At 38.6% G+C, this 20,732-nt stretch carries 20 protein-coding genes; 17 read left to right on the top strand and 3 right to left on the bottom strand.

Annotation, left to right across the window (positions count from 1 at the left end; genetic code table 11):
- Nucleotides 1-53: 53 nt before the first annotated feature.
- From treC to KH400_RS15270, 7 genes are all read left to right on the top strand, one after another.
- Nucleotides 54-1,736, top strand: a complete 1,683-nt coding sequence (treC, locus tag KH400_RS15300) for an alpha,alpha-phosphotrehalase (RefSeq protein WP_217226037.1) — start codon at nucleotides 54-56, stop codon at nucleotides 1,734-1,736.
- A 26-nt stretch (nucleotides 1,737-1,762) separates the two neighbouring features.
- Nucleotides 1,763-2,476: a trehalose operon repressor gene (gene treR, locus KH400_RS15295; RefSeq protein ID WP_217226035.1), complete on the top strand. Its 714-nt coding sequence runs from the start codon at nucleotides 1,763-1,765 to the stop codon at nucleotides 2,474-2,476.
- A 164-nt stretch (nucleotides 2,477-2,640) separates the two neighbouring features.
- Nucleotides 2,641-3,693, top strand: coding sequence for a DctP family TRAP transporter solute-binding subunit (locus tag KH400_RS15290; protein WP_217226033.1), 1,053 nt, complete (start codon nucleotides 2,641-2,643; stop codon nucleotides 3,691-3,693).
- 172 nt (nucleotides 3,694-3,865) lie between these two features.
- Complete coding sequence (locus tag KH400_RS15285; RefSeq protein ID WP_217226031.1) at nucleotides 3,866-4,345, top strand: TRAP transporter small permease; 480 nt, start codon at nucleotides 3,866-3,868, stop codon at nucleotides 4,343-4,345.
- 2 nt (nucleotides 4,346-4,347) lie between these two features.
- Complete coding sequence (locus KH400_RS15280; protein WP_217226029.1) at nucleotides 4,348-5,676, top strand: TRAP transporter large permease; 1,329 nt, start codon at nucleotides 4,348-4,350, stop codon at nucleotides 5,674-5,676.
- Between the two features lie 94 nt (nucleotides 5,677-5,770).
- Entirely contained in the window at nucleotides 5,771-6,745 is a 975-nt protein-coding gene (locus tag KH400_RS15275) for a bile acid:sodium symporter family protein (protein ID WP_312889215.1), read from the top strand.
- Nucleotides 6,746-7,088: 343 nt separating this feature from the next.
- Nucleotides 7,089-7,349 (top strand): hypothetical protein, encoded by a 261-nt coding sequence (locus KH400_RS15270; RefSeq protein WP_217226027.1) that lies wholly within the window; start codon nucleotides 7,089-7,091, stop codon nucleotides 7,347-7,349.
- Between the two features lie 134 nt (nucleotides 7,350-7,483).
- Here the strand turns inward: KH400_RS15270 and KH400_RS15265 are convergent, their stop codons facing one another.
- Nucleotides 7,484-8,044: a YpiB family protein gene (locus KH400_RS15265; protein WP_217226025.1), complete on the bottom strand. Its 561-nt coding sequence runs from the start codon at nucleotides 8,042-8,044 to the stop codon at nucleotides 7,484-7,486.
- Nucleotides 8,045-8,208: 164 nt separating this feature from the next.
- Between KH400_RS15265 and KH400_RS15260 the strand changes: the two genes are divergently transcribed.
- Nucleotides 8,209-8,997 (top strand): S1C family serine protease, encoded by a 789-nt coding sequence (locus KH400_RS15260; protein ID WP_217226023.1) that lies wholly within the window; start codon nucleotides 8,209-8,211, stop codon nucleotides 8,995-8,997.
- A gap of 224 nt (nucleotides 8,998-9,221) precedes the next feature.
- Here KH400_RS15260 and KH400_RS15255 read toward each other — a convergent pair whose 3' ends face one another.
- Nucleotides 9,222-9,695, bottom strand: a complete 474-nt coding sequence (locus KH400_RS15255) for a hypothetical protein (protein ID WP_217226021.1) — start codon at nucleotides 9,693-9,695, stop codon at nucleotides 9,222-9,224.
- Nucleotides 9,696-9,908: 213 nt separating this feature from the next.
- Between KH400_RS15255 and KH400_RS15250 the strand changes: the two genes are divergently transcribed.
- The 4 genes from KH400_RS15250 to KH400_RS15235 all read left to right on the top strand — a co-directional run bounded on the left by KH400_RS15250 (nucleotide 9,909) and on the right by KH400_RS15235 (nucleotide 13,978).
- Nucleotides 9,909-10,658 carry an SDR family NAD(P)-dependent oxidoreductase gene (locus tag KH400_RS15250; protein WP_217226019.1) on the top strand — a complete coding sequence of 250 codons (750 nt, stop codon included), beginning with the start codon at nucleotides 9,909-9,911 and terminating at the stop codon, nucleotides 10,656-10,658.
- A 22-nt stretch (nucleotides 10,659-10,680) separates the two neighbouring features.
- Nucleotides 10,681-11,130 (top strand): FAS1-like dehydratase domain-containing protein, encoded by a 450-nt coding sequence (locus KH400_RS15245; RefSeq protein ID WP_217226016.1) that lies wholly within the window; start codon nucleotides 10,681-10,683, stop codon nucleotides 11,128-11,130.
- Nucleotides 11,131-11,147: 17 nt separating this feature from the next.
- Complete coding sequence (locus tag KH400_RS15240) at nucleotides 11,148-11,570, top strand: MaoC/PaaZ C-terminal domain-containing protein (protein ID WP_217226014.1); 423 nt, start codon at nucleotides 11,148-11,150, stop codon at nucleotides 11,568-11,570.
- 206 nt (nucleotides 11,571-11,776) lie between these two features.
- A complete protein-coding gene (locus KH400_RS15235; RefSeq protein ID WP_217226012.1) occupies nucleotides 11,777-13,978 on the top strand; it encodes a DNA topoisomerase III in 2,202 nt (733 codons plus the stop codon).
- Nucleotides 13,979-14,042: 64 nt separating this feature from the next.
- Here the strand turns inward: KH400_RS15235 and KH400_RS15230 are convergent, their stop codons facing one another.
- Nucleotides 14,043-15,599, bottom strand: a complete 1,557-nt coding sequence (locus KH400_RS15230) for an ABC-F family ATP-binding cassette domain-containing protein (protein ID WP_217226010.1) — start codon at nucleotides 15,597-15,599, stop codon at nucleotides 14,043-14,045.
- 240 nt (nucleotides 15,600-15,839) lie between these two features.
- Here KH400_RS15230 and KH400_RS15225 point away from each other — a divergent pair, with 240 nt between their 5' ends.
- The 5 genes from KH400_RS15225 to KH400_RS15210 all read left to right on the top strand — a co-directional run bounded on the left by KH400_RS15225 (nucleotide 15,840) and on the right by KH400_RS15210 (nucleotide 20,717).
- Nucleotides 15,840-16,610, top strand: coding sequence for a hypothetical protein (locus KH400_RS15225; protein ID WP_217226008.1), 771 nt, complete (start codon nucleotides 15,840-15,842; stop codon nucleotides 16,608-16,610).
- A 148-nt stretch (nucleotides 16,611-16,758) separates the two neighbouring features.
- Nucleotides 16,759-16,887 carry a hypothetical protein gene (locus tag KH400_RS25330; RefSeq protein WP_281418722.1) on the top strand — a complete coding sequence of 43 codons (129 nt, stop codon included), beginning with the start codon at nucleotides 16,759-16,761 and terminating at the stop codon, nucleotides 16,885-16,887.
- A 136-nt stretch (nucleotides 16,888-17,023) separates the two neighbouring features.
- Entirely contained in the window at nucleotides 17,024-18,220 is a 1,197-nt protein-coding gene (locus tag KH400_RS15220) for a DHH family phosphoesterase (protein ID WP_217226006.1), read from the top strand.
- 323 nt (nucleotides 18,221-18,543) lie between these two features.
- Nucleotides 18,544-19,992 carry a cardiolipin synthase gene (cls, locus tag KH400_RS15215; RefSeq protein WP_217226004.1) on the top strand — a complete coding sequence of 483 codons (1,449 nt, stop codon included), beginning with the start codon at nucleotides 18,544-18,546 and terminating at the stop codon, nucleotides 19,990-19,992.
- A 143-nt stretch (nucleotides 19,993-20,135) separates the two neighbouring features.
- On the top strand, nucleotides 20,136-20,717 hold the full coding sequence (locus KH400_RS15210; protein WP_217226002.1) for a TVP38/TMEM64 family protein: 582 nt from the start codon (nucleotides 20,136-20,138) through the stop codon (nucleotides 20,715-20,717).
- Nucleotides 20,718-20,732: the final 15 nt, after the last annotated feature.

The raw sequence follows: 20,732 nt of genomic DNA, 5'->3' as shown, positions 1-20,732 counted from the left end.
CTAGTTTTGTCTCGACCCCAGTTATAACAACTAAGAAGATGGTGGTGTTACATATGAAAACTCCTTGGTGGAAGAAATCAGTCGTTTATCAAATTTATCCAAAAAGCTTTAATGATACGACAGGAAATGGTGTTGGTGATTTAAACGGAATTATTGAAAAGCTTGATTATTTAAAGACACTTGGTGTAGATGTTATTTGGTTAACTCCAATCTATAAATCACCGCAAAAAGATAATGGTTATGACATAAGTGATTATTTTAGCATACATGAAGATTATGGAACGATGGAAGATTTTGATCGCTTACTGGAAGAAGCACATAAACGCGATATTAAGCTAATCATGGATATTGTAGTGAATCATACGTCAACCGAGCATGAATGGTTTCAAAAATCGATTCAATCAAAGGATAATCCGTATCGTGATTTTTATATTTGGAAGAACCCAGTTGATGGAGGAGAACCAACGAATTGGGAATCAAAATTTGGGGGCTCCGCTTGGCAATATGATGAAGCGACAGGTCAATATTACCTTCACTTATTTGATGTTACGCAGGCTGACTTAAATTGGGAAAATGAAGACGTCCGTAAAAAAGTTTATGAGATGATGACGTTTTGGTTTGAAAAAGGTGTTGATGGTTTCCGTCTTGATGTTATTAATTTAATTTCTAAAGATCAACGTTTTCCAAATGATGATGGATCGGTGGCGCCTGGAGATGGCAGAAAGTTTTATACCGATGGACCCCGTGTTCATGAATTTATGAATGAGATGAACCGAGAGGTCTTTTCTAAGTATGACAGTATGACCGTTGGTGAAATGTCTTCGACGACAACAGACCATTGTATTAAATATACAAACCCAGAACGTAATGAGTTGAGCATGACATTCAATTTCCACCATCTAAAAGTGGACTACCCAAATGGTGATAAGTGGACGGTTGCTGACTTTGATTTTCTTGCATTAAAGGATATTTTAACGAAATGGCAGGTAGAAATGCATAAAGGGGGCGGATGGAACGCACTATTTTGGTGTAACCATGATCAACCGCGAGTTGTATCACGCTATGGAAACGACACAACGTATCACACAGAATCTGCAAAGATGTTAGCAACTACAATTCACATGATGCAAGGAACCCCTTATATTTATCAAGGCGAAGAGTTCGGGATGACAGATCCAAAATTCGATGATATTTCTGAATATCGAGATGTAGAATCATTAAATATTTATGACATTAAACAACGAGAAGGAATGTCAAAAGAGGAAATTATTGAGATCTTGAAGAGTAAATCGAGAGATAATTCGCGTACTCCTGTGCAATGGAACGATAGTAAACATGCTGGATTTACAGCGGGCACCCCTTGGATTCATACAGCTGCGAATTATAAAGAAATAAATGCAGAGAAGGCTATTCATGATAAAAATTCGATTTTTTATCATTACCAGGCACTCATCAAATTAAGAAAGCAACTAGATATCATTACGTATGGGGACTATCAATTGATTTTAAAAGATGATAAAGATATTTTTGCGTATGTCCGTAACGGTGAACATGAGAAGCTTTTGGTTGTCAACAATTTCTATGGTAAAGAAGCCATGTTTACGTTACCAACTGATGTAGATGTTGAAGGTTATAACCGACGTATTGTTCTCTCCAATTATAGTGATTCAACGGAACAATTTGAGGAATTGCGACTAAGACCGTATGAATCGATCGTTTATCACCTAACAAAGTAATGGTAAAATAAGTTTGGTGGTTGTGAATGAAAAAAAATAAATATTATAAAATTTTTGAAGAAATTGCAACTGAAATTGATAAAGGGGAGTTTCCCCCACGTACGATGCTTCCTTCCGAGCATGACTTATCTGAACAATATTCGACGTCTAGAGAGACGATAAGGAAAGCTTTAACTTTATTGTCCCAAAATGGATATATTCAAAAAGTTAGGGGGAAAGGATCGATTGTTTTGGATCGATCGAAATTTAATTTTCCGATCTCTGGCCTTGTAAGTTTCAAGGAGATTGCTGATCAATTAGGGAATGAATCAAAAACAATAGTTCATGAATTACAACTAATCTCACCTGACTGTTATGTAAGTCAGCAGTTAAACGTATCATCTAAAGACGAGGTATGGAAAGTTGTCAGGTCACGGTCAATTGATGGTGAAACCATTATTCTAGATAAGGATTACTTTTGTAGAAAAGTTGTCCCAACGTTAACAAAGGCGATATGTGAGCACTCAATCTATGAATATTTAGAAAAAGAGTTAGGGCTTACGATTAGTTTTGCCAAAAAGGAAATTGTTGTCGAAGAATGTACGGATGAAGATCGAAAGTATCTTGATTTAAGAGGATATGATCATATTGTTATCGTAAAAAATTACGTTTATTTAGATGATACAACGCTGATTCAGTATACAGAATCAAGGCACCGCTTAGATAAATTTCGATTTGTCGATTTTGCACGAAGAAAGTAAACATTGAGCAATAATAGCCAAGGGCTATTGTTGCTCTTTTTTTGTATATAATACTTCTTTTGTGATGTAGCGGGATAAAGGGATTAGAAAATTATAGCTATTTCGACAAAATGGTGTTAAAATGGTTTTGAATTTTCAAATGAATAGAAAAAGGGGGAAGATTGATGAAACAATCAAAATTAATGTCGATGCTTGTCTTGGGGCTCTTGATGCTGTTGCTTGCCGCATGTGGTGGAGAAGAAGCAGGTACGGGGTCAGAAGATGCGACAAATGAAGATGCTGCAAATGCGGGGGAACCAACTGATACATATAGTTTAGATATGTCAGTAACGACTGGGGAATCGTCGACGTGGTTTTTAGGCGGACAAAAGTTTGCTGAAGAACTAAGTGATCGGACAGATGGCCGTTTTGAGGTCAATGTTGTTGCTGATGAGCAGCTATCAGGAGGGAACCAACAAACAGGAGTTGAAATGTTATTACGAGGTAATACAGATATTTCATATCATTCAACCATCATTTATTCAATCATTGATGAGCGTTTTGGTATTCCTAGTGCTCCGTTTTTGTATAACGATTTAGAGGAAGTTGATGCATCGTTATCAGGTGAAGCGGGTGAAGCGTTAAATGAGATTCTAAGAGATGTAGGTGTTGAACCACTTGGCTTTGGTGAAAATGGTTTCCGTCAAATTACCAATTCCGAACGCCCAATTGAATCAGTTGAAGATATGAAGGACCTAAAAATTAGAGTTCCTGGTATTAGCATGTATATAGACCTATACAGAGCTCTCGGAGCAGATCCTACATCAATGGCCTTTGCTGAAGTTTTTACTTCGTTGCAACAAGGGACGATTGATGGACAAGAAAACCCAGTCGATGTTATCCATTCTACACGATTAAATGAAGTGCAGGATTATTTAACGTTATGGAATTATTCCTATGACCCACTAGTGCTTGGTGTCAATAAGGAATTATTTGATTCATTGCACCCAGCAGACCAAGAAGCGATGCGAGAAGCTGCTGAAGTGGCGAATGCTTATCAAATTGAAATTACTCGTGAGCGTGAGGCTGAACTACAAGAAGAGTTAGAATCACTAGGGATGGAGATTGTTGAACTAGATGATGAGAGCGTAGCAGAGTTTAGAGAAGCTGTTGAAGTCATTTATGAAGAGTATGAATCTGTTTGGGGTTCAGAATTATTAGAAACATTTAGAAATTAATATCATTACAATCATAAATGTGGCTGTCCCACAAGTGACTGCCCACCTTGATTCGGTTCATCGTATATGACTACCCTTTAGTAGGGAGGTCAATGTATTGTACCTGTGGTGGGGGGATTACTTGGCTATTGGGGCAGCCCCACTTATTACCAATGGAGATAGGTGATCATACATGAGTAAGGTGTTAACAATCATAGAATATTCAATCGTTATTATTAGTTTGTCGCTGATGTCTATCCTTACATTTGCTAATGTTGTTTCAAGGTACATAATGAATTATTCGCTATCTTTTACAGAAGAGGTTACGGTAAATCTTTTCGTATTACTTATTTTTACAGGTGCAGCGATCGGTATACATCGTGGTTCGCACTTAGGTTTTAGTCTATTATATGACCTCGCTCATAAGAAAATAAAGATGATCCTAACTGTACTTATTGGAATGATTACAATTATCATTTTTTCTTTGATTGTCTACTATAGTTTCGATACGATTCAATTTCAAATGATGGTGGGACAAAAGTCACCAGCGCTCGGTTGGCCATTATGGATTTTTTCGACAGGCCTTTTCATCGGTGGAATGCTTTGTTTGATTCGTTCCGTACAAGCTACAATCAATCAAGTGTCCAAGTTGGCTAAAGAAGGGGGGGCATAAGCATGGTTGCATTAACTTTATTTGGGATCTTTTTCTTACTCCTATTAATCAATGTTCCAATCGCGATTTCGTTAGCTACAGCGTCCGTTTCGACATTGCTCATTTTTGATGGGGTTCGAGCCCTATCTTCTTTAACAGATATTATGTATGCGTCCTCTGCACAGTTTACGTTACTTGCTATTCCTTTTTTTATTTTGGCAGGAGTCATTATGGAACATGCGGGGATTTCTAAGCGCCTTATCGGTTTTGCTGACTCACTACTTGGCCATCGAAAAGGTGGAATGGCGCTTGTCACGGTTTTAGTTGCCTTTTTCTTTGCCGCTATTTCTGGATCAGGTCCTGCAACGGTTGCAGCACTTGGGACTATATTAATTCCTGCGCTTGTGAAAAATGGTTTTTCTAAATCGGAAGCCTCTGGTTTATTAGCGAGTTCTGGGTCGATTGGGATCATCATCCCTCCGAGTATTGCATTTATTGTTTTTGCGGTTGTGGCAGGTGATCAGCTACCTGTATCGATAGGTCGACTATTTATTGCGGGGATTATCCCGGGTATTCTTCTCGGTGTAGCGTTTTTAGTTACGGCTTATGTACTTTTAAGCCGAAGAAGTCGATTCGATACACAAGCTCATCAGAACGCGTATCAGCCTCGACAAAAAACAGATGTGCAAACGATCCTTAAGTCATTTTTAAGTGCCTTTTGGGGTCTGCTTATGCCGTTTATCATTTTAGGTGGCATCTATGGAGGCATTTTTACAGCGACTGAAGCAGCTGTCGTCGCCGTCTTTTATGGATTATTTGTTGGATTTTTTATCTATAGAGAGCTCACGATACGTAAATTAAAAACGGTCTTTGTTGATGCTTCTATCCAAACAGCTGTTGTCATGTTTATTGTTGCTTCTGCGTCATTATTTGCCTATATTATTACGAAAGAAAATATAGCTAGAGATGTTGCCGCAGCACTATTAAATATTACTGAAAACCAGATTATAATTTTATTATTAATTAATATCATCCTAATTATTGCTGGTGCCTTTATCGATGCAATTTCTGCGTTTTATCTGTTTGTGCCGATCTTAATTCCGATTATGATGCATTTGCAAGTGGATCCAACAGCCTTTGGAGTATTTATGACAATTAATTTAGCCATTGGTTTATTCACACCACCAGTTGGTGTCAACTTATATGTCGCCTGCGGCATCGCAAAAATTAGTTTGAAAGAAATAACGAAAGCTGTCTTTCCATTTATGTTGGCAGCACTTGTAGTGTTGCTACTAGTTACGTTTATCCCAGAGATCTCAACATTTTTACCTGATTTATTAAATGTTGATTAGATATAAGAGATTGGAGTTGTCATAGTTATGAGAGAGGTTCATGTGCACTCTACGTCACATTTGTATCGGTACGTAAGAATGGGTGGGGTCACCCGTGGCCATTAATGTTTTAATGCAAATCACCCATGTATTGCAACGGTTTTTACCGATATGGATTTTAGTTTTCGCGGTTATCGCCTTCCTGTTTCCAGGGCTGTTTACATCGCTTTCAGGTGTGACACCTTTTGCATTAGCCTTTATCTTTCTTTTGATGGGAATGTCAATCTCCTTTCAAAGTTTTATAGACATAGTGAAAAAACCAAAAGCATTACTGGTAGGGATGGCCATGAAGTGGTCCGTGACAGTTATGATCTCGGTAGGATTAGCTTATCTATTTTTTCAAGAGCACCCGAGCTTAGCTGCAGGTGTTATTCTTGCAGGAACTGTCCCGAGTGGTACTTCAGCTAATTTATATACGTTGATCGCTGAAGGAACGGTGGCATTAAGCATTACGTTGGCTGCCATTGACACATTCATTGCACCGTTTATGACTCCACTATTAATGGATGTTTTTGCTGGAAAGTTTATTCCGGTTTCGTTTTGGGAACTATTTTTAAGTATTGTTTATATCGTCTTTATCCCGATTTTAGCGGGGCTGTTTTTACAATGGAAATGGGAGAAGACATTGGATCGAGTGAGAAAGGTATTTCCTACTCTGTCGATAGTTTCATTGCTCGTAATCGTCTTAGCAGTAATATCAAGTGCGTATACGTCGCTTGATGCATACTCGTCGATGTTACCTTTATTATTTTTCATTGTCGCAATTCAAGTTGCCATTCCGATGTTTTTATGTTATGTTATTGCTCGTTTCTTTGGCATTTCTGAACCGAACTGCCGAGCCATTTTGTTTCATACTGGTATTTGTAATACGGCATTATCGGCGACCTTGGCGATGAATCATATCGATGCATTAGCTGCCGTGCCTTCCGTTGTTAATATGGTAGTAAATCTATCGCTTGGTGCATTTATGGCTAATTGGTTCAGTCGTCAATCAAAAAAAACAATCGAACAATCAGAAGCGACAACATAGATAACCTAAAGGAAAGTATAAGGTTACTAAAAAAGCCATTGGACATCCAATGGCTTTTAGTTAAGAAGTTAGACAGCTAATGGATACACCAATGTTTAGAGGATCAACGGCAACAGCAGATGATTCTAAACATTTGGTACATTAGCTTATGTATTTGTTTTGGTATTGCCGCACCGATAATCATTGTACAACCGTCGCTTGCTAGATGCAACAGTTTTAGGAGATTTTATCATAATAATGTCGAAATCATGTAAGGTGTTAAAATGATTATTGATTTTTCGCATAAGCTTTGAACAAAAAAGGGAAAATGAATGATAATATATCATTAATGCGGAGGGACACGATGACTGAAAATGAGATGCAACAGTTACAACAGAAAATTGAAGAAATTGTCTCAGGAGCATTAAATGAGCTCATGGAAGTGAAGATGATTCGTGAAAATGATCCAACTGAGTTTTCGATGTATCAACACAAATTGCAACAGTTGGATGCAGAATTGGATATGCTGTTAGAAACAGCAAAGCCAGGGGAGGTACGTGATGCTCTCATAGAAGCACATGAGCGTGTGAATCAAGTGCGTGAAACACTGGTACGTGGCATTTAGAAAGGGAGGTCAGTGGAGGCAGGGTAGGGCTGTCACCTTACAAGTGTTTATCTCATTTACTACCTCCAGTACTCCTTTTAAAAGAAGCCCACTTAAAGAGACACCTAATCTTGGGACAGCCCTATTCACTTTGCTTAAGCATTTTGTTCTGTTTGTTCATATTGCTTTAATTCTTCAACTAGCTTATTAAATAACTTCTTATCTTTACGATCTAATGCTTGATCAATTTGTTTTCTTAGGCGTTGAAGCTTGTTTTCGTCAAGAGAGTGTGAAAGTATTTTTGTTGCATCTTTTGCGTACTCTTCATATTTTTTATAACGTCTAGTGTTTTCTAGGGCCGGGTTTTCAATGAGATTTAAATAACGGTGGTTGAGCATTTTTCCATAAAAATGAACCAATAGATATACCTTGTCAGTTGGATGTTCCATCAGATCACTTACAGCTCTCGAAACATCGGTTGTTTTTCGGTGGTTGTTGTAATACTCAAATCCAGGTTCATCTGATTGTGTACTAGAAATAACAATCATTTTTTCGCTTTTCATGTTTTTTTCAGTAAATTGAACATGGTCTAGAATATGACTATTTTTAATCAGATAGTCGAGTAAATACCTACTGTCGACCCGTTTTAATCGGTGTGTCTTTATAAACCACTTTAAGAAAAAACGCTTTTCATTTGTGGAGACCCATCTGCCCATTTTTTAATCCCCTTTTTCTGTTTTCTAAAATTCTACCATATATTTCAATAAAATTCAGTAAAATACATCGACTTTGATCCTCATTGCCCTAATAAGGTTGAGAGCGTAAAATGGGTGTAGCGGTTGTCGTGAAAACTTGACTAAGATAATGGTGGTGGTATGACATGTCAAAAAAACGTGAGGACGGAGAAGAGGTCGAAGAGTTTGAAGAACCTTCGCTAGAAGACTTTTTAATTGATGAAGAGGATGATGAGGACACACGAAGAAGAAAGAAACGCCGAACGAAATGGAAAAAAGCGATTGCGACCACGGTAGCGATCGGATTATTATTTAGTGCAGTTGGAGCATTGTTTAACATGTTTTCCATTGATGCGATCCAATTTTTACAAACATCGTATCGCCTGTCTCAACAAGAGGATATTCAAGAGTATCGACAGTCTGTCGTAACTGTCCAAGGAGAAACTTCACGTGGAACGGGCTTTACGATCTCTGAAGATGGATTTATTGTTACAAATGATCATGTCATTGAAGGCGAACGAAACATAACAGTTGCATTTCGTGATGGTGAATTATATGAAGGCGAAGTCGTAGAGACCTATCCTGAGATCGATATTGCTTTTTTGAAAATTGATGGAGAAGATTTGACTTTTTTACCGTTGAGGGATCAATCTAGTGAAGCGGGAGAAGACATTTACGTGATTGGTAATCCTTTGTCGTTTACGCAAATTGCAAATGAAGGAACAATTATAGCATCTCAACAAAGCCCGCTCCAAATTTCAGCACCGATTTATCGAGGAAACAGTGGTAGTCCTGTGATTGCAAAAGGCGGACATGTCGTTGGTGTCGTCTATGCGAAAACTGCGCCTAGCCTTTGGTCACGAGAACGTCCTGTAGGTCTAGCAGTGCCGGTTGATACGGTTATCGACTATTTGCCGGAAGGAATTGAACCGTGAATAATCTCTTATTCGTGAGGTAAAGTCTATCAATCGTAAAAAATGAACAAAAACCACTACTGTGAGGGAACCGTTGCTATTAGGTAGCTCCTATAAGGCTGTTCTAGGTTCAGAGGCTAAGGATACTGATTACAGATTATTAACAACCCATGCTGTGATGTCGATCTCTTCGGTGCCGGTTTCTTAGTAGGTGTCTGACTTAAGCTTAGGCCTAGAGTTGGAAGTCATGATCTGCTAAAAACGTTCGAAAGACCTTTGTTTTTTGAAATCTTCCCATTCCCAAAAAATATCCCACTGATCAGCAGAATAACCCATGATACCAAACATGTTTGGATCATAAAACATGTGCTGAAATCCATATTTACGCCAGAATGGTTGCGATCATTACACGCATCTAAGTACATAAAATAGTGGTGACGATCAACAAACGCCATAATTCTATTCATAATTTGCCTACCGAGCCCTTCTTTTCGTAATCCTCTCGGAATCCGTAACAATCCGATAAACATGACACGCTCCTTTTCATCTATAAACAAATGAAGAATAACATTATCATAAGCAAAACCAGGGTCTTTCATATGCTGGTTCACTCTAATACAATACCGACCTTCCTCTTTTCCGGTATAAATCGTAGGATCAAGATCATACGTATGTAATAATTCTTTTATTTGGCTAAGAGTGCTAGATAATGTTTCCATATTCGCGTACCCCATGTTTTCGACCATCGTTGGTTACAGTGTACTACAGACCGTTCCCCTGGTTAGATGAAAAGTTTGGAAGGTTGATGAATTTTTCGTTTCGATTTTAACATTTACACCACCGCTGAGTTATGTTAAAATTCAGAAAACTAATAATACTAACCGGTTAGTATTATTAGTGGGGTGTTTGAATCTGTGAGGAGGATGGTTGTGATGAAATTTACAAAAAAGGTTGCTGTTGTTACCGGGGCTGCGAGAGGTATTGGAGCTGCTGTAGCCAAGAAGTTTGCCAGTGAAGGAGCGAACGTTGCGATATTTGATATTAATATCGAGGCAGCGGAACAATTTGCACAATCATTAGGTGGGGAGGCCATCGCTGTTGGGTGTGATGTTTCAAACGAACAAGAAGTAAAAAAGGCGTTTGAGGCGGTACATAGACAGTTTGGACGTGTCGATATTCTGATCAACAATGCAGGTGTTATTCGTGACAATCTATTATTCAAAATGTCAGAAAGTGATTGGGATACAGTCGTTGATATTCATCTCAAAGGTGCTTTTCTTTGTGTAAAAGAGGCGCAAAAATATATGGTTGAACAGAAGTATGGGAAAATCGTTAATGTTTCTTCGACATCAGCGTTAGGTAATCGTGGGCAAGTCAACTACTCGTCCGCAAAAGCTGGCTTACAAGGCATGACCCGTACGCTCGCGATTGAGTTAGGCCCATTTGGTGTAAATGTCAATTGCATAGCACCAGGATTTATCGAAACTGAAATGACAAAAAAAACGGCAGAACGAATTGGGATTACACTTGAGCAAATGGTTGAGAACGTGTCTTCACAATTGGCGATTCAACGTGCTGGTAAACCAGAAGATATTGCGAATGTTGCTGGATTTCTCTGTTCTGATGAAGCTTCGTATGTGACAGGTCAAGTGATTTATGTTGCTGGTAAACCGACGGTATAAGTAAAGGAAGGGAGCGAGTGACTTGGCAGTTGATAAAACGTTAATTGGGAAAAAAGGGCCTGCGTATTGGATTGAAATAGAAAAAGGTCACATTCGGAGGTTTGCCGATGCTGTTGGTGATGAATCGCCTTTGTATACAGACGAGGATTATGCAAAACAAACGCCATTTCAGGGATTGATTACCCCGCCTACATTTGCCACGATTCTGACGATGGGACAACCGAGCCCGTTAGATGATGTGCCAGGGTTTGAGTTGCGTCGTGTCCTCCATGGTGAACAGGATTATCAATTTCATCAAGACATGCGTCCGGGCGATAAATATCGGGTACAAAGCGAAATTAAAGATGTATATGATCGTCATGGGAGTTCAGGAAGGATGTCGCTAATTATCATTGAAACGGTTGCTAGTGACCTACAGGAAAATCCGGTTGTAACCGCTCAATCAACGGTTGTTTACCGTCAAAGTCTCTAAAAAAAGGGGTTGAAATTATGAAAACGCTTCAATCAGATATCGTAGAAGTTGGTTTTCAGCTTCCAGAACTAGAACTCCCACCGATTACTCGCGTCCAACTTGTTAAATATGCTGGGGCTTCTGGAGATTTTAATCCGTTGCATACCGTGGATGAATTTGCTCAGAAAGCCGGGTTAGATGGAGTTATTGCTCACGGGATGTTGAGCATGGGGTTTCTAGGGAAGTATGTACGTACGTTAGTCAAAGAAAATGCGTCGATTGAACGTTTGAAGGTACGGTTTAGCCATATGGCGAAGCCTGGAGATACTCTTACTTGTCAAGGTGAAGTGATAAAGGTTGAAGAGAGGGGGCAACATAAATCAGTCCAGATGGAGATCCGTGCGGTGAACCAGGAAGGGAAAACAGTTACAGCAGGAACAAGTACTGTGTTGTTTTTCTGAAATATAGTAGAATCAATGGTCAGTGACGTTAAAGCGAGGCATTCTAAAAGGGCAGATAGCCATTTAGAATGCTTTTTTCTATGACTTAAAAAGACCCACTGATATCTTACGCTTCAAAATCATTCTGACGATTCGTTTAAAAAGTAATCTTGCTTTATGGTATAGTTAATGGACATGTATTGATGTTTTTTTGAGAGGATGTTTTGATGAAGAAAAAGGTTGTATTAGCTGAGAAACCTTCTGTTGGAAGGGATATTGCAAGAGTTCTACAATGTCATAAAAAAGGAAATGGCTTTTTTGAAGGTGATCGTTACATTGTCACTTGGGCATTAGGGCATTTGGTTACGCTAGCCGATCCTGAAAGCTATGATCATGCCTATAAATCTTGGAAGCTGGAAGATTTACCAATGCTTCCGAATCGATTAAAACTTGTAGTGATAAAAAAAACAGGGAAACAGTTTAACACAGTTAAATCACAACTGCACCGAAGTGATGTGTCAGAGGTGGTAATTGCAACCGATGCTGGGCGAGAAGGAGAACTAGTGGCGCGGTGGATCATTGAAAAGGCACGGGTGAATAAACCGATTAAGCGGTTGTGGATTTCATCAGTAACAGATAAAGCGATCAAAGATGGGTTTGCTCATTTAAAGAATGGCAAGGAATACGATAATTTATATGGAGCGGCTGTTGCTCGCTCAGAAGCGGACTGGTATGTTGGTTTGAATGCGACACGTGCGTTAACGACAAAGTATAATGCACAGCTTTCTTGTGGACGCGTCCAAACACCAACACTTGCGATCATTGCTAAACGCGAAGAAGAAATTCGGTTATTCCAACCAAAACCATTCTATGGTATAACCGCACGTACAGACAGACAGTTGACGCTTGTTTGGCAAGATCAACAATCGAATGATACGAAGACGTTTTCTAAAGAAAAGAGAGATCAAATTTATGAGAAAGTCAAGGTGTATAAACAAGCTGAAGTCGTTGAAGTCCAGAAAAGTGATAAAAAAAGCTTTGCACCGCAGTTGTATGACCTTACAGAATTACAACGTGATGCGAATAAACGATTTGGTTTTTCGGCAAAGGAAACGTTGGCGGTGATGCAAAGATTGTATGAACAACATAAGGTTGTTACGTATCCGCGAACGGACTCTCGTCATTTGACAACCGATATGGTCGAGACCTTAAACGATCGAATTAAGGCTTGCTCTGTTGGCCCATATGCAAAGCTTACGTCGAAATTAACGACGAAACAGATAAAACCTCATAAATCTTTCGTAGATAATAGCAAAGTAACGGATCACCATGCGATAATTCCTACCGAAGAACGGGTAAACCTTCATGCGTTAAACGATAAGGAAAGAAAAATTTACGACTTAGTCGTGAGGCGATTTTTAGCGGTATTCTATCCGCCATTTTTGTATGAACAAACAACACTTCGAGCGAAAATTGGACAGGAACAGCTCCTTGCCAAAGGGAAAGTTGTCCGTTCAGAAGGGTGGAAAGAGGTTTATGGAACAGAGGTTGATGATGAGCAAACGACAGGAGAGTGGACGGATCAGCAGTTACCAGATGTATATAAAGGTGACTGTTTAAATATAAGTGAATATACGTTGACTAGTGGGGAGACTCAACCACCTGCTCCTTTTAACGAGGGAACTTTGCTTGCAGCGATGGAGAACCCAGTCAAGTACATGAACAAGGATGATAAAGACTTAAGAAAAACACTTGGGAAAACTGGTGGTCTCGGAACCGTAGCAACAAGGGCAGACATTATTGAAAAGTTATTTAATAGCTTTTTGATCGAAAAGAGAGGCAAAGGGATCTATCCAACATCAAAAGGAAAGCAACTGCTTGAGTTAGCACCAGAGGAGTTGAAATCACCAGCGTTAACCGCAGAATGGGAGCAAAAGCTTGAATTAATCTCAAAAGGAAAGCTTCAGAAATATCAATTTATTAATGATATGAAAGGCTATGCCAAAGCGATCGTTACCGAGATTAAGCAAAGTGATCGTGCGTTTAAACACGATAATTTAACAGGGAGTAAATGCCCTGAATGTGGCAAGTTGATGCTCGAAGTCAAAGGGAAAAAAGGTAAAATGCTCGTTTGTCAAGATCGCGAGTGTGGTCATCGTAAAAATGTTTCAAAGATCACCAATGCAAGATGTCCTAACTGTCGCAAGAAGTTGAAGCTTGTTGGTGAAGGGGAAGGTCAAACGTTCGTTTGCCCATGCGGTCATCGCGAAAAGTTAAAAACCTTTAATGAACGAAGAAAACAAGAAAAGAACAAAAAGGTTTCCAAAAAGGATGTCAATAAATATTTGTCAAAACAAAAGAAGGAAAATGAAGAGCCATTTAATCCTGCTCTAGCCGATGCGTTAGCCAAACTAAAGCTTGATGAGTAGCTAGCTAGTGACAAGCTCATACGATTGTAGCCCTTCGCCTATATTATAGCGAAGGGCTTATTCATTATACCAATTTTGTTGTCCATGTTTCACAGTTCCATGTATCTGTAACGACGTCCTGATAAAACTCTGGTTCGTGACAGATAAGTAGAACACTGCCCTTGTATGCTTGGAGCGCACGTTTTAATTCTTCTTTTGCATCAACATCGAGGTGATTGGTAGGTTCATCTAGGATGAGAATATTCGTTTCTTTGTTGATCAACTTACAAAGACGTACTTTTGCTTTTTCTCCACCACTTAAGACAACAACTTTACTTTCAATATGCTTTGTCGTTAACCCACATTTCGCTAGTGCGGTGCGAACTTCATATTGACTGAAAGAAGGGAATTCACTCCATATTTCATCGATACATGTCTGATTGTTGGAATCTTTTACCTCTTGTTCGAAATAGCCTGTATACTGGTTGTCGCCTAATTCAACAGATCCAGATAATGGATTAATTTCACCGAGGATACTTCGTAACAGCGTTGTTTTTCCGATTCCGTTCGCGCCAACTAAAGCGATTTTTTGGCCACGTTCCATCCGTAAATTTAATGGCTTTGATAAGGGCTCATCATAACCGATCACGAGGTCATTCGTTTCGAAGATCAGTTTACTAGGCGTTCGAGCTGCTTTGAAATTAAATTCTGGCTTTGGTTTTTCTTTCTTTAGTTCAATCATATCCATTTTATCGAGCTTTTTTTGCCGAGACATCGCCATGTTTCGTGTTGATACGCGTGCTTTATTTCGGGCAACAAAATCTTTTAATTCAGCAACTTCTTGTTGCTGCTTTTTATAAGCGGCTTCGAGCTGTTGTCTCTTTGTTTCATATACGTGTAAAAAGTGATCATAATCACCAACATAGCGATTTAATTCTTGATCTTCCATATGATAAATTAAGTTAATGACGCTGTTAAGGAATGGAATATCATGAGAAATAAGAATAAAGGCATTATCATAATCTTGCAAATAACGCTTTAACCATTCGATATGTTGCTCATCAAGATAGTTTGTTGGTTCATCTAATAAGAGGATATCTGGTTTTTCAAGTAATAATTTAGCAAGAAGCACTTTGGTGCGTTGACCACCACTTAGGTCATTGACATCCTTATCAAGACCAAGGTCTGCTAACCCTAGACCACGTGCCATTTCTTCCACTTTTGAATCAATGACATAAAAGTCATTATTCGTTAATAAGTCTTGAATAGTTCCCATTTCCTCAAGCATTGCCTCTAATGTGTCAGGGTCTGCATCAGCCATTTGGTCGCATATGTCATTCATTTCCGCTTCAAGGTCGAAAAGGTATTGAAATGCTGCTTTTAAAACATCACGAATGGATTGTCCTTTCTCGAGTATTGTGTGTTGATCAAGGTAGCCGACACGCACTTTTTTAGCCCATTCGACAGTTCCTTCATCCGGTTGGAGTTGCCCGGTGATTATATTCATAAACGTTGATTTTCCTTCCCCGTTTGCTCCGATCAATCCAATGTGTTCGCCTTGTAAAAGTCGGAAAGAGACATCATTAAATATGGCTCGATCTCCAAACCCATGGCTTAAATTTTTGACGGTTAATATACTCATGTAAAACACCTTTCTCTTGTCTTAAGTAAACTAGAAGGTAAATAGTTAAATCAGAAGCTTGATCACTAACATACTTCATCGATTATAAAGCAGTTATACAAAGTTTCAAAGACTCGGAGAGAAAAATAAGTAAGGAATTTTTAAACATGGAGAACCGTCTGTACATATATTTTCAAACTCATGTGCATAACCATATAGTAAAACCTATCAATTGGCTTGCGCATGTTGGGAGGGATTCAAGTGGCTATTAAATTCTTATTTTCAAAAAGTGGCGAGGATATGATAGAAGATATCAAGATTGACCGAAAATATTTAATGAAAGATGAAGGCGAGTATGGCTATGTCTTTTATTTTCCGAGAAAGCACTTCCGGAAAGCGATCGAAATTGATGATATTCCCCCAGGTACACATTTGTGTTTATGTCATTCAGCAAATGATGAAGTTGTTGAATTTCAACAATATCCTCCGATCTATGTGTTGTTCAGTGAGGAAACGATCACCATAGAAGTCGATGAAGTTGCTTATAAAAAATTTTGGGACGAACCGCTAGGGATCTATGATTTAATGGCAGCAAAGAAGGACACGATTGAGAAGCAGGATGCTCTTTATCTTAATTATTTTGATGAGAGTAAAGATACATTTCTCATTAATTATGCTTTTGATCTTTACCGTTCAGCCTATTCCGATGTTTCGCATTTAACGTCGTTTATTTTTGAAGTCATTGAGCAACTACACACGAGAGCAAGTTCAAAAGTAGTTGCGATGCTTTCGAGTGCCTATGGAACGGCCACTTATTCGTTAGATTTTAATCATGTAAAGCTAAAGCGAGTGATGAGGGAAGTTGAGTCCCGGATTCATAGACCAGTAACATATACAGTAAATGACGAGAAAATACACCTTTTTGTCCACAGCTGTCATGGTTATCTTGAAATTACCGATGAAGAGCTTAAATACAAGAATGAAATCGACCTGACAAAACAGGTGATTCAGCATTTTGATCAACACAGATAGTATGTTGGACTGACCAGGGGGAAGCGACTCCTCCTGGTTTTTAAGATTACAACAATAGGAATGCTTCTACATAGACTGGTAGTATCCAATGATGTGTCATAGGACAATTCATAATTGGAATACGATAACGTGAGGGGAGTGATGGACGATGATCAAAGCGATTGATTGGCAAATGGTAGCATTTGTGGCAGGATCATTGGTTCGTGAGTATGTTGCATTCAATCCACTTCCAAAAATCTATTACTGGAGCATGTCGGGTTCTAATAAAGCAGCATAAGCAGTATTGCCGTCAAAGAAGATATGAAAAAAGGGGATCGTTGGTCTTTTTTCATATCTTCTTTATGATTTGTTTTCGTTAACGATATTTTCTTTTCGTTTGAAGCATAATAAATCAAAAAAAGAGGAGGGAAACAATGTATCGTTTATATTCGCATAATGATTTAGATGGCGTTGGCTGTGGGGTTGTTGCCAAAATAGCATTTTCTGAGCAGGTGGATGTCCGGTATAACTCTGTCTCAGGATTAGATGTTCAAGTTGGCCGTTTTTTGGACAAAGGTCGAAAGGATGATGTTGTATTTATCACTGACTTATCGGTTAATGAGGACAATGAACGACGGATTGACACCTATGTACAGGATGGAGGGAACATCCAGTTAATCGATCACCACAAAACAGCTCTGCACTTTAACGAATATGATTGGGGTTCGGTTCAAGTTGAGTATGAAGACGGACGATTAGCCTCAGCTACGTCTCTTTTTTACGACCATTTAATTGAGACGAATCAGCTTGAACCAACTCCTACTCTCGACCAATTTGTAGAACTTGTTCGTCAATATGATACGTGGGAATGGGACAAGAATGAAAACATAAAAGCAAAACGATTGAATGACCTTTTTTTCTTGCTTTCCATAGATGAATTCGAGGAACGTATGATTGATCGAATAAAAAACACTCAAGAATTTTCGTTTGATGAGTTTGAAACAAAGTTATTAGATTTAGAAGAAGGTAAAATCGAGCGATATGTCCGCAAAAAGAGAAGAGAGTTGGTTCAAACATTTATCGGCGATTATTGTGTTGGGATTGTTCATGCAGAATCATATCACTCAGAATTAGGGAATGAATTAGGTAAAGCCAATGATCATCTCGATTACATTGCAATCGTTAGTGTTGGTGGGAAACGGATGAGCCTTCGTACCGTGCATGACGAGGTTGATGTATCACAAATTGCCGGTCAGTTTGGTGGCGGTGGCCATGCTAAAGCGTCTGGTTGCTCTTTGACAGAAGAAGCTTATAAATGCTATGTTGCTGAACCATTTGCGATTGAACCACTTCGTATTGATGCATTTAGAAACCGGTATAACTTGAAGGAGGCGAAACAAGGTTGTTTATACGACAATCAGCAAGAAGATGAGTTTTTTATTTATCCCATGGCTGAAGATGAGTGGACCATTGATTATAATGATGATCAAATTGAGAAGTCATTTTCTTCGTTTGCAGAAGCAGAGCGATATATTAAAAGAAATTATGCAGCCTCTTTAGTTCGAGATGAGATTTTTATTCAATTTTTAAAGGATCATGTGATGAGACAGAAAGTGTTAGCTCACCAATAAATTCATCGATCAGGGGTCCCCACGGGCCCCAAGTGTAACATTCGCCTCAGGCATAATTTTAGAACGTTAAAGGGATCGGTCGAGCAAAAACGAATAGGTCTAACATTTTCTTGAATAAAGATTACTTTTACCAGCAAGTTTGGATTTTAAGGATAAAGGGAATGAAGAGAGCATAGTTGTATAAGAGAGCAATAATTAAAGGTAGCTGCAAAACCATCAGTCGTTTCGCTTTTCCTTCGCCACGTATGCCAGGTATTACAATTCTTATCTATAAATGGTAGAATTGAGAGCAAGTAAGTCTCTAGTTTAAAGGTAGGAAATCAATGGATATTTTAACGATTTTTTTAGCTATATTATTTCTATTAAATTTTGTGTTTGCTAGTATCATTATTTTTATAGAGCGGAAGGATGCTACATCAACGTGGGCATGGTTAATGGTCTTATACTTTATACCGCTTGCTGGTTTTATCTTTTATCTCATTTTTGGTCAAAATTACAGCCGTAAACGCCTATTTGATTGGGATGATATTCAAAAAATCGGGATCGAAAGCCAGATTTCTGAACAGATGAACAGTATTCGTGATCCGAACTTTACGTTCAAAGATCCGAATGTTGATGAGTATCGTGATTTAATATTTATGCAATTAACAAACAATGGTGCTGTACTGTCAAAGGAAAATGATATCGACATCTTCATTGATGGTAATGAAAAGTTCGATACTCTTTTAGAGGATATTGAAAATGCAGAGGATCATATTCACCTCCAATCGTACATCATGCGTAACGATAATTTAGGTCAAAAGATCATCTCAGCCTTGGTTAAAAAGGCTAAAGAAGGAGTAAAAGTTCGGGTGCTGTATGATGATATGGGTTCACGTAAATTATCTCGAAAGGACTTTCGCCAGTTAATGGATGCAGGTGGTGAAGTCGGTGTCTTTTTTCCATCTGCGATTCCATATATTAACTTAAGATTAAATTTTAGAAACCACAGAAAGTTGATCATTATTGATGGCCATATGGGATATATCGGTGGCTTCAATATTGGTGATGAATACCTTGGACTGAACGAGAAGTTCGGCTACTGGCGTGATACTCATTTGCGCATAAAAGGGCCTGCGATCGATACGATGCAAACGCGTTTTATTCTGGATTGGAATCAAGCGTCAAAGAGCAATTATATTAAGTATGAACGTCGTTATTTTCCAACGAAAAAAATACGTGGAGATGCAGCTGTACAGGTTGTATCGAGTGGTCCAGATTCAGAGTGGGAGCAAGTGAAAAATGGGTACTTAAAAATGATTGCTTCTGCGAAAGAATCCATATACATTCAAACCCCATATTTTATTCCTGATGCTAGTATTCTTGATACGTTGCGTGTAGCTGCTCTTTCTGGAAAAGATGTGCGAATTATGATTCCTAATAAGCCCGATCATATGTTTGTGTATTGGGCAACCTTTTCGTACATTGGTGAGCTCCTCAAAACAGGCGCGAAAGTCTACATTTATGACAATGGGTTCATTCATGCGAAAACCATTGTCGTCGATGGCAAAATCAGTTCAGTCGGAACAGCAAACATTGATATGCGTAGTTTTAAGTTAAATTTTGAAGTCAATGCATTTATTTATCACAAACCGACATCTAGACGATTGAAGCAAATATTTCAAAATGATATGGAGCGATCAACAGAAGTCACGCTTCGTTCATACCAACATCGACCGCGTCGCATTCGCTTTAAAGAATCGATCTCAAGGTTATTGTCACCGATTCTTTAAGAACTCAAGCGGTGGTGTTATGGTTGTAAGTGGATTGTCAATAAGTAAGTAGGTGAAGACAGATCAAAAGCTGGATGAAATTTATTTCTTTTTTTGCAATTATTGTCATTTTGTTCGTGTTTTCTCAATCGGAGCTTATTTCAATGTTACGTCAAGAAGATCTAACTTCACTACAAAATCTTTTATCCGATCATTCCTATCTATTGTTAGTGGTCACATTTCTAGTAATGATCGTTCAAAACCTCGCGACGTTTGTTCCACTTTTGATTGTTGTTACTATAAACATCACGTTTTTTGGTTTTGTGTTCGGTTATCTTTGGAGTGTTTTTACGAGTGTGATCGGTGCATGTCTTTGTTTTTGGTTAGCACGCTACTTGTTTCAAGAATGGTTTTTGCAAAAGGTTAATCAACAAATACTAGACAAAATGGAAGGGAATGCTTTTCTTTATATATTTATTTCGAGAAATGTATTGTTTGTTCCGACAAGTGTCATCAATATCGCGGCAGGTGTCAGTTCCATCAAATTCCATTCGTATTTTTACGGAACACTTTTAGGGAATTCATTGTATTTATTAGTATTGTCATTTATACCACTAGGGTTAATGAACCTAGAAATTCAAACTGTCGTGTATGGTTTTTTATTAGTCGTGCTAGTACTTGTTCCAATATTTTATTGGAGAGGAAAAAAGAGGGGAAAGCAGCAAACAGCGCGCGTTAGACGTTAACGTGTAACGATAATG

The organism is Desertibacillus haloalkaliphilus, assembly GCF_019039105.1.
GTDB classification, from domain to species: domain Bacteria; phylum Bacillota; class Bacilli; order Bacillales; family KJ1-10-99; genus Desertibacillus; species Desertibacillus haloalkaliphilus.
The sequence above is the reverse complement of the archived record's forward strand: the minus strand, read 5'-3'. Positions and strand labels throughout refer to the sequence as shown.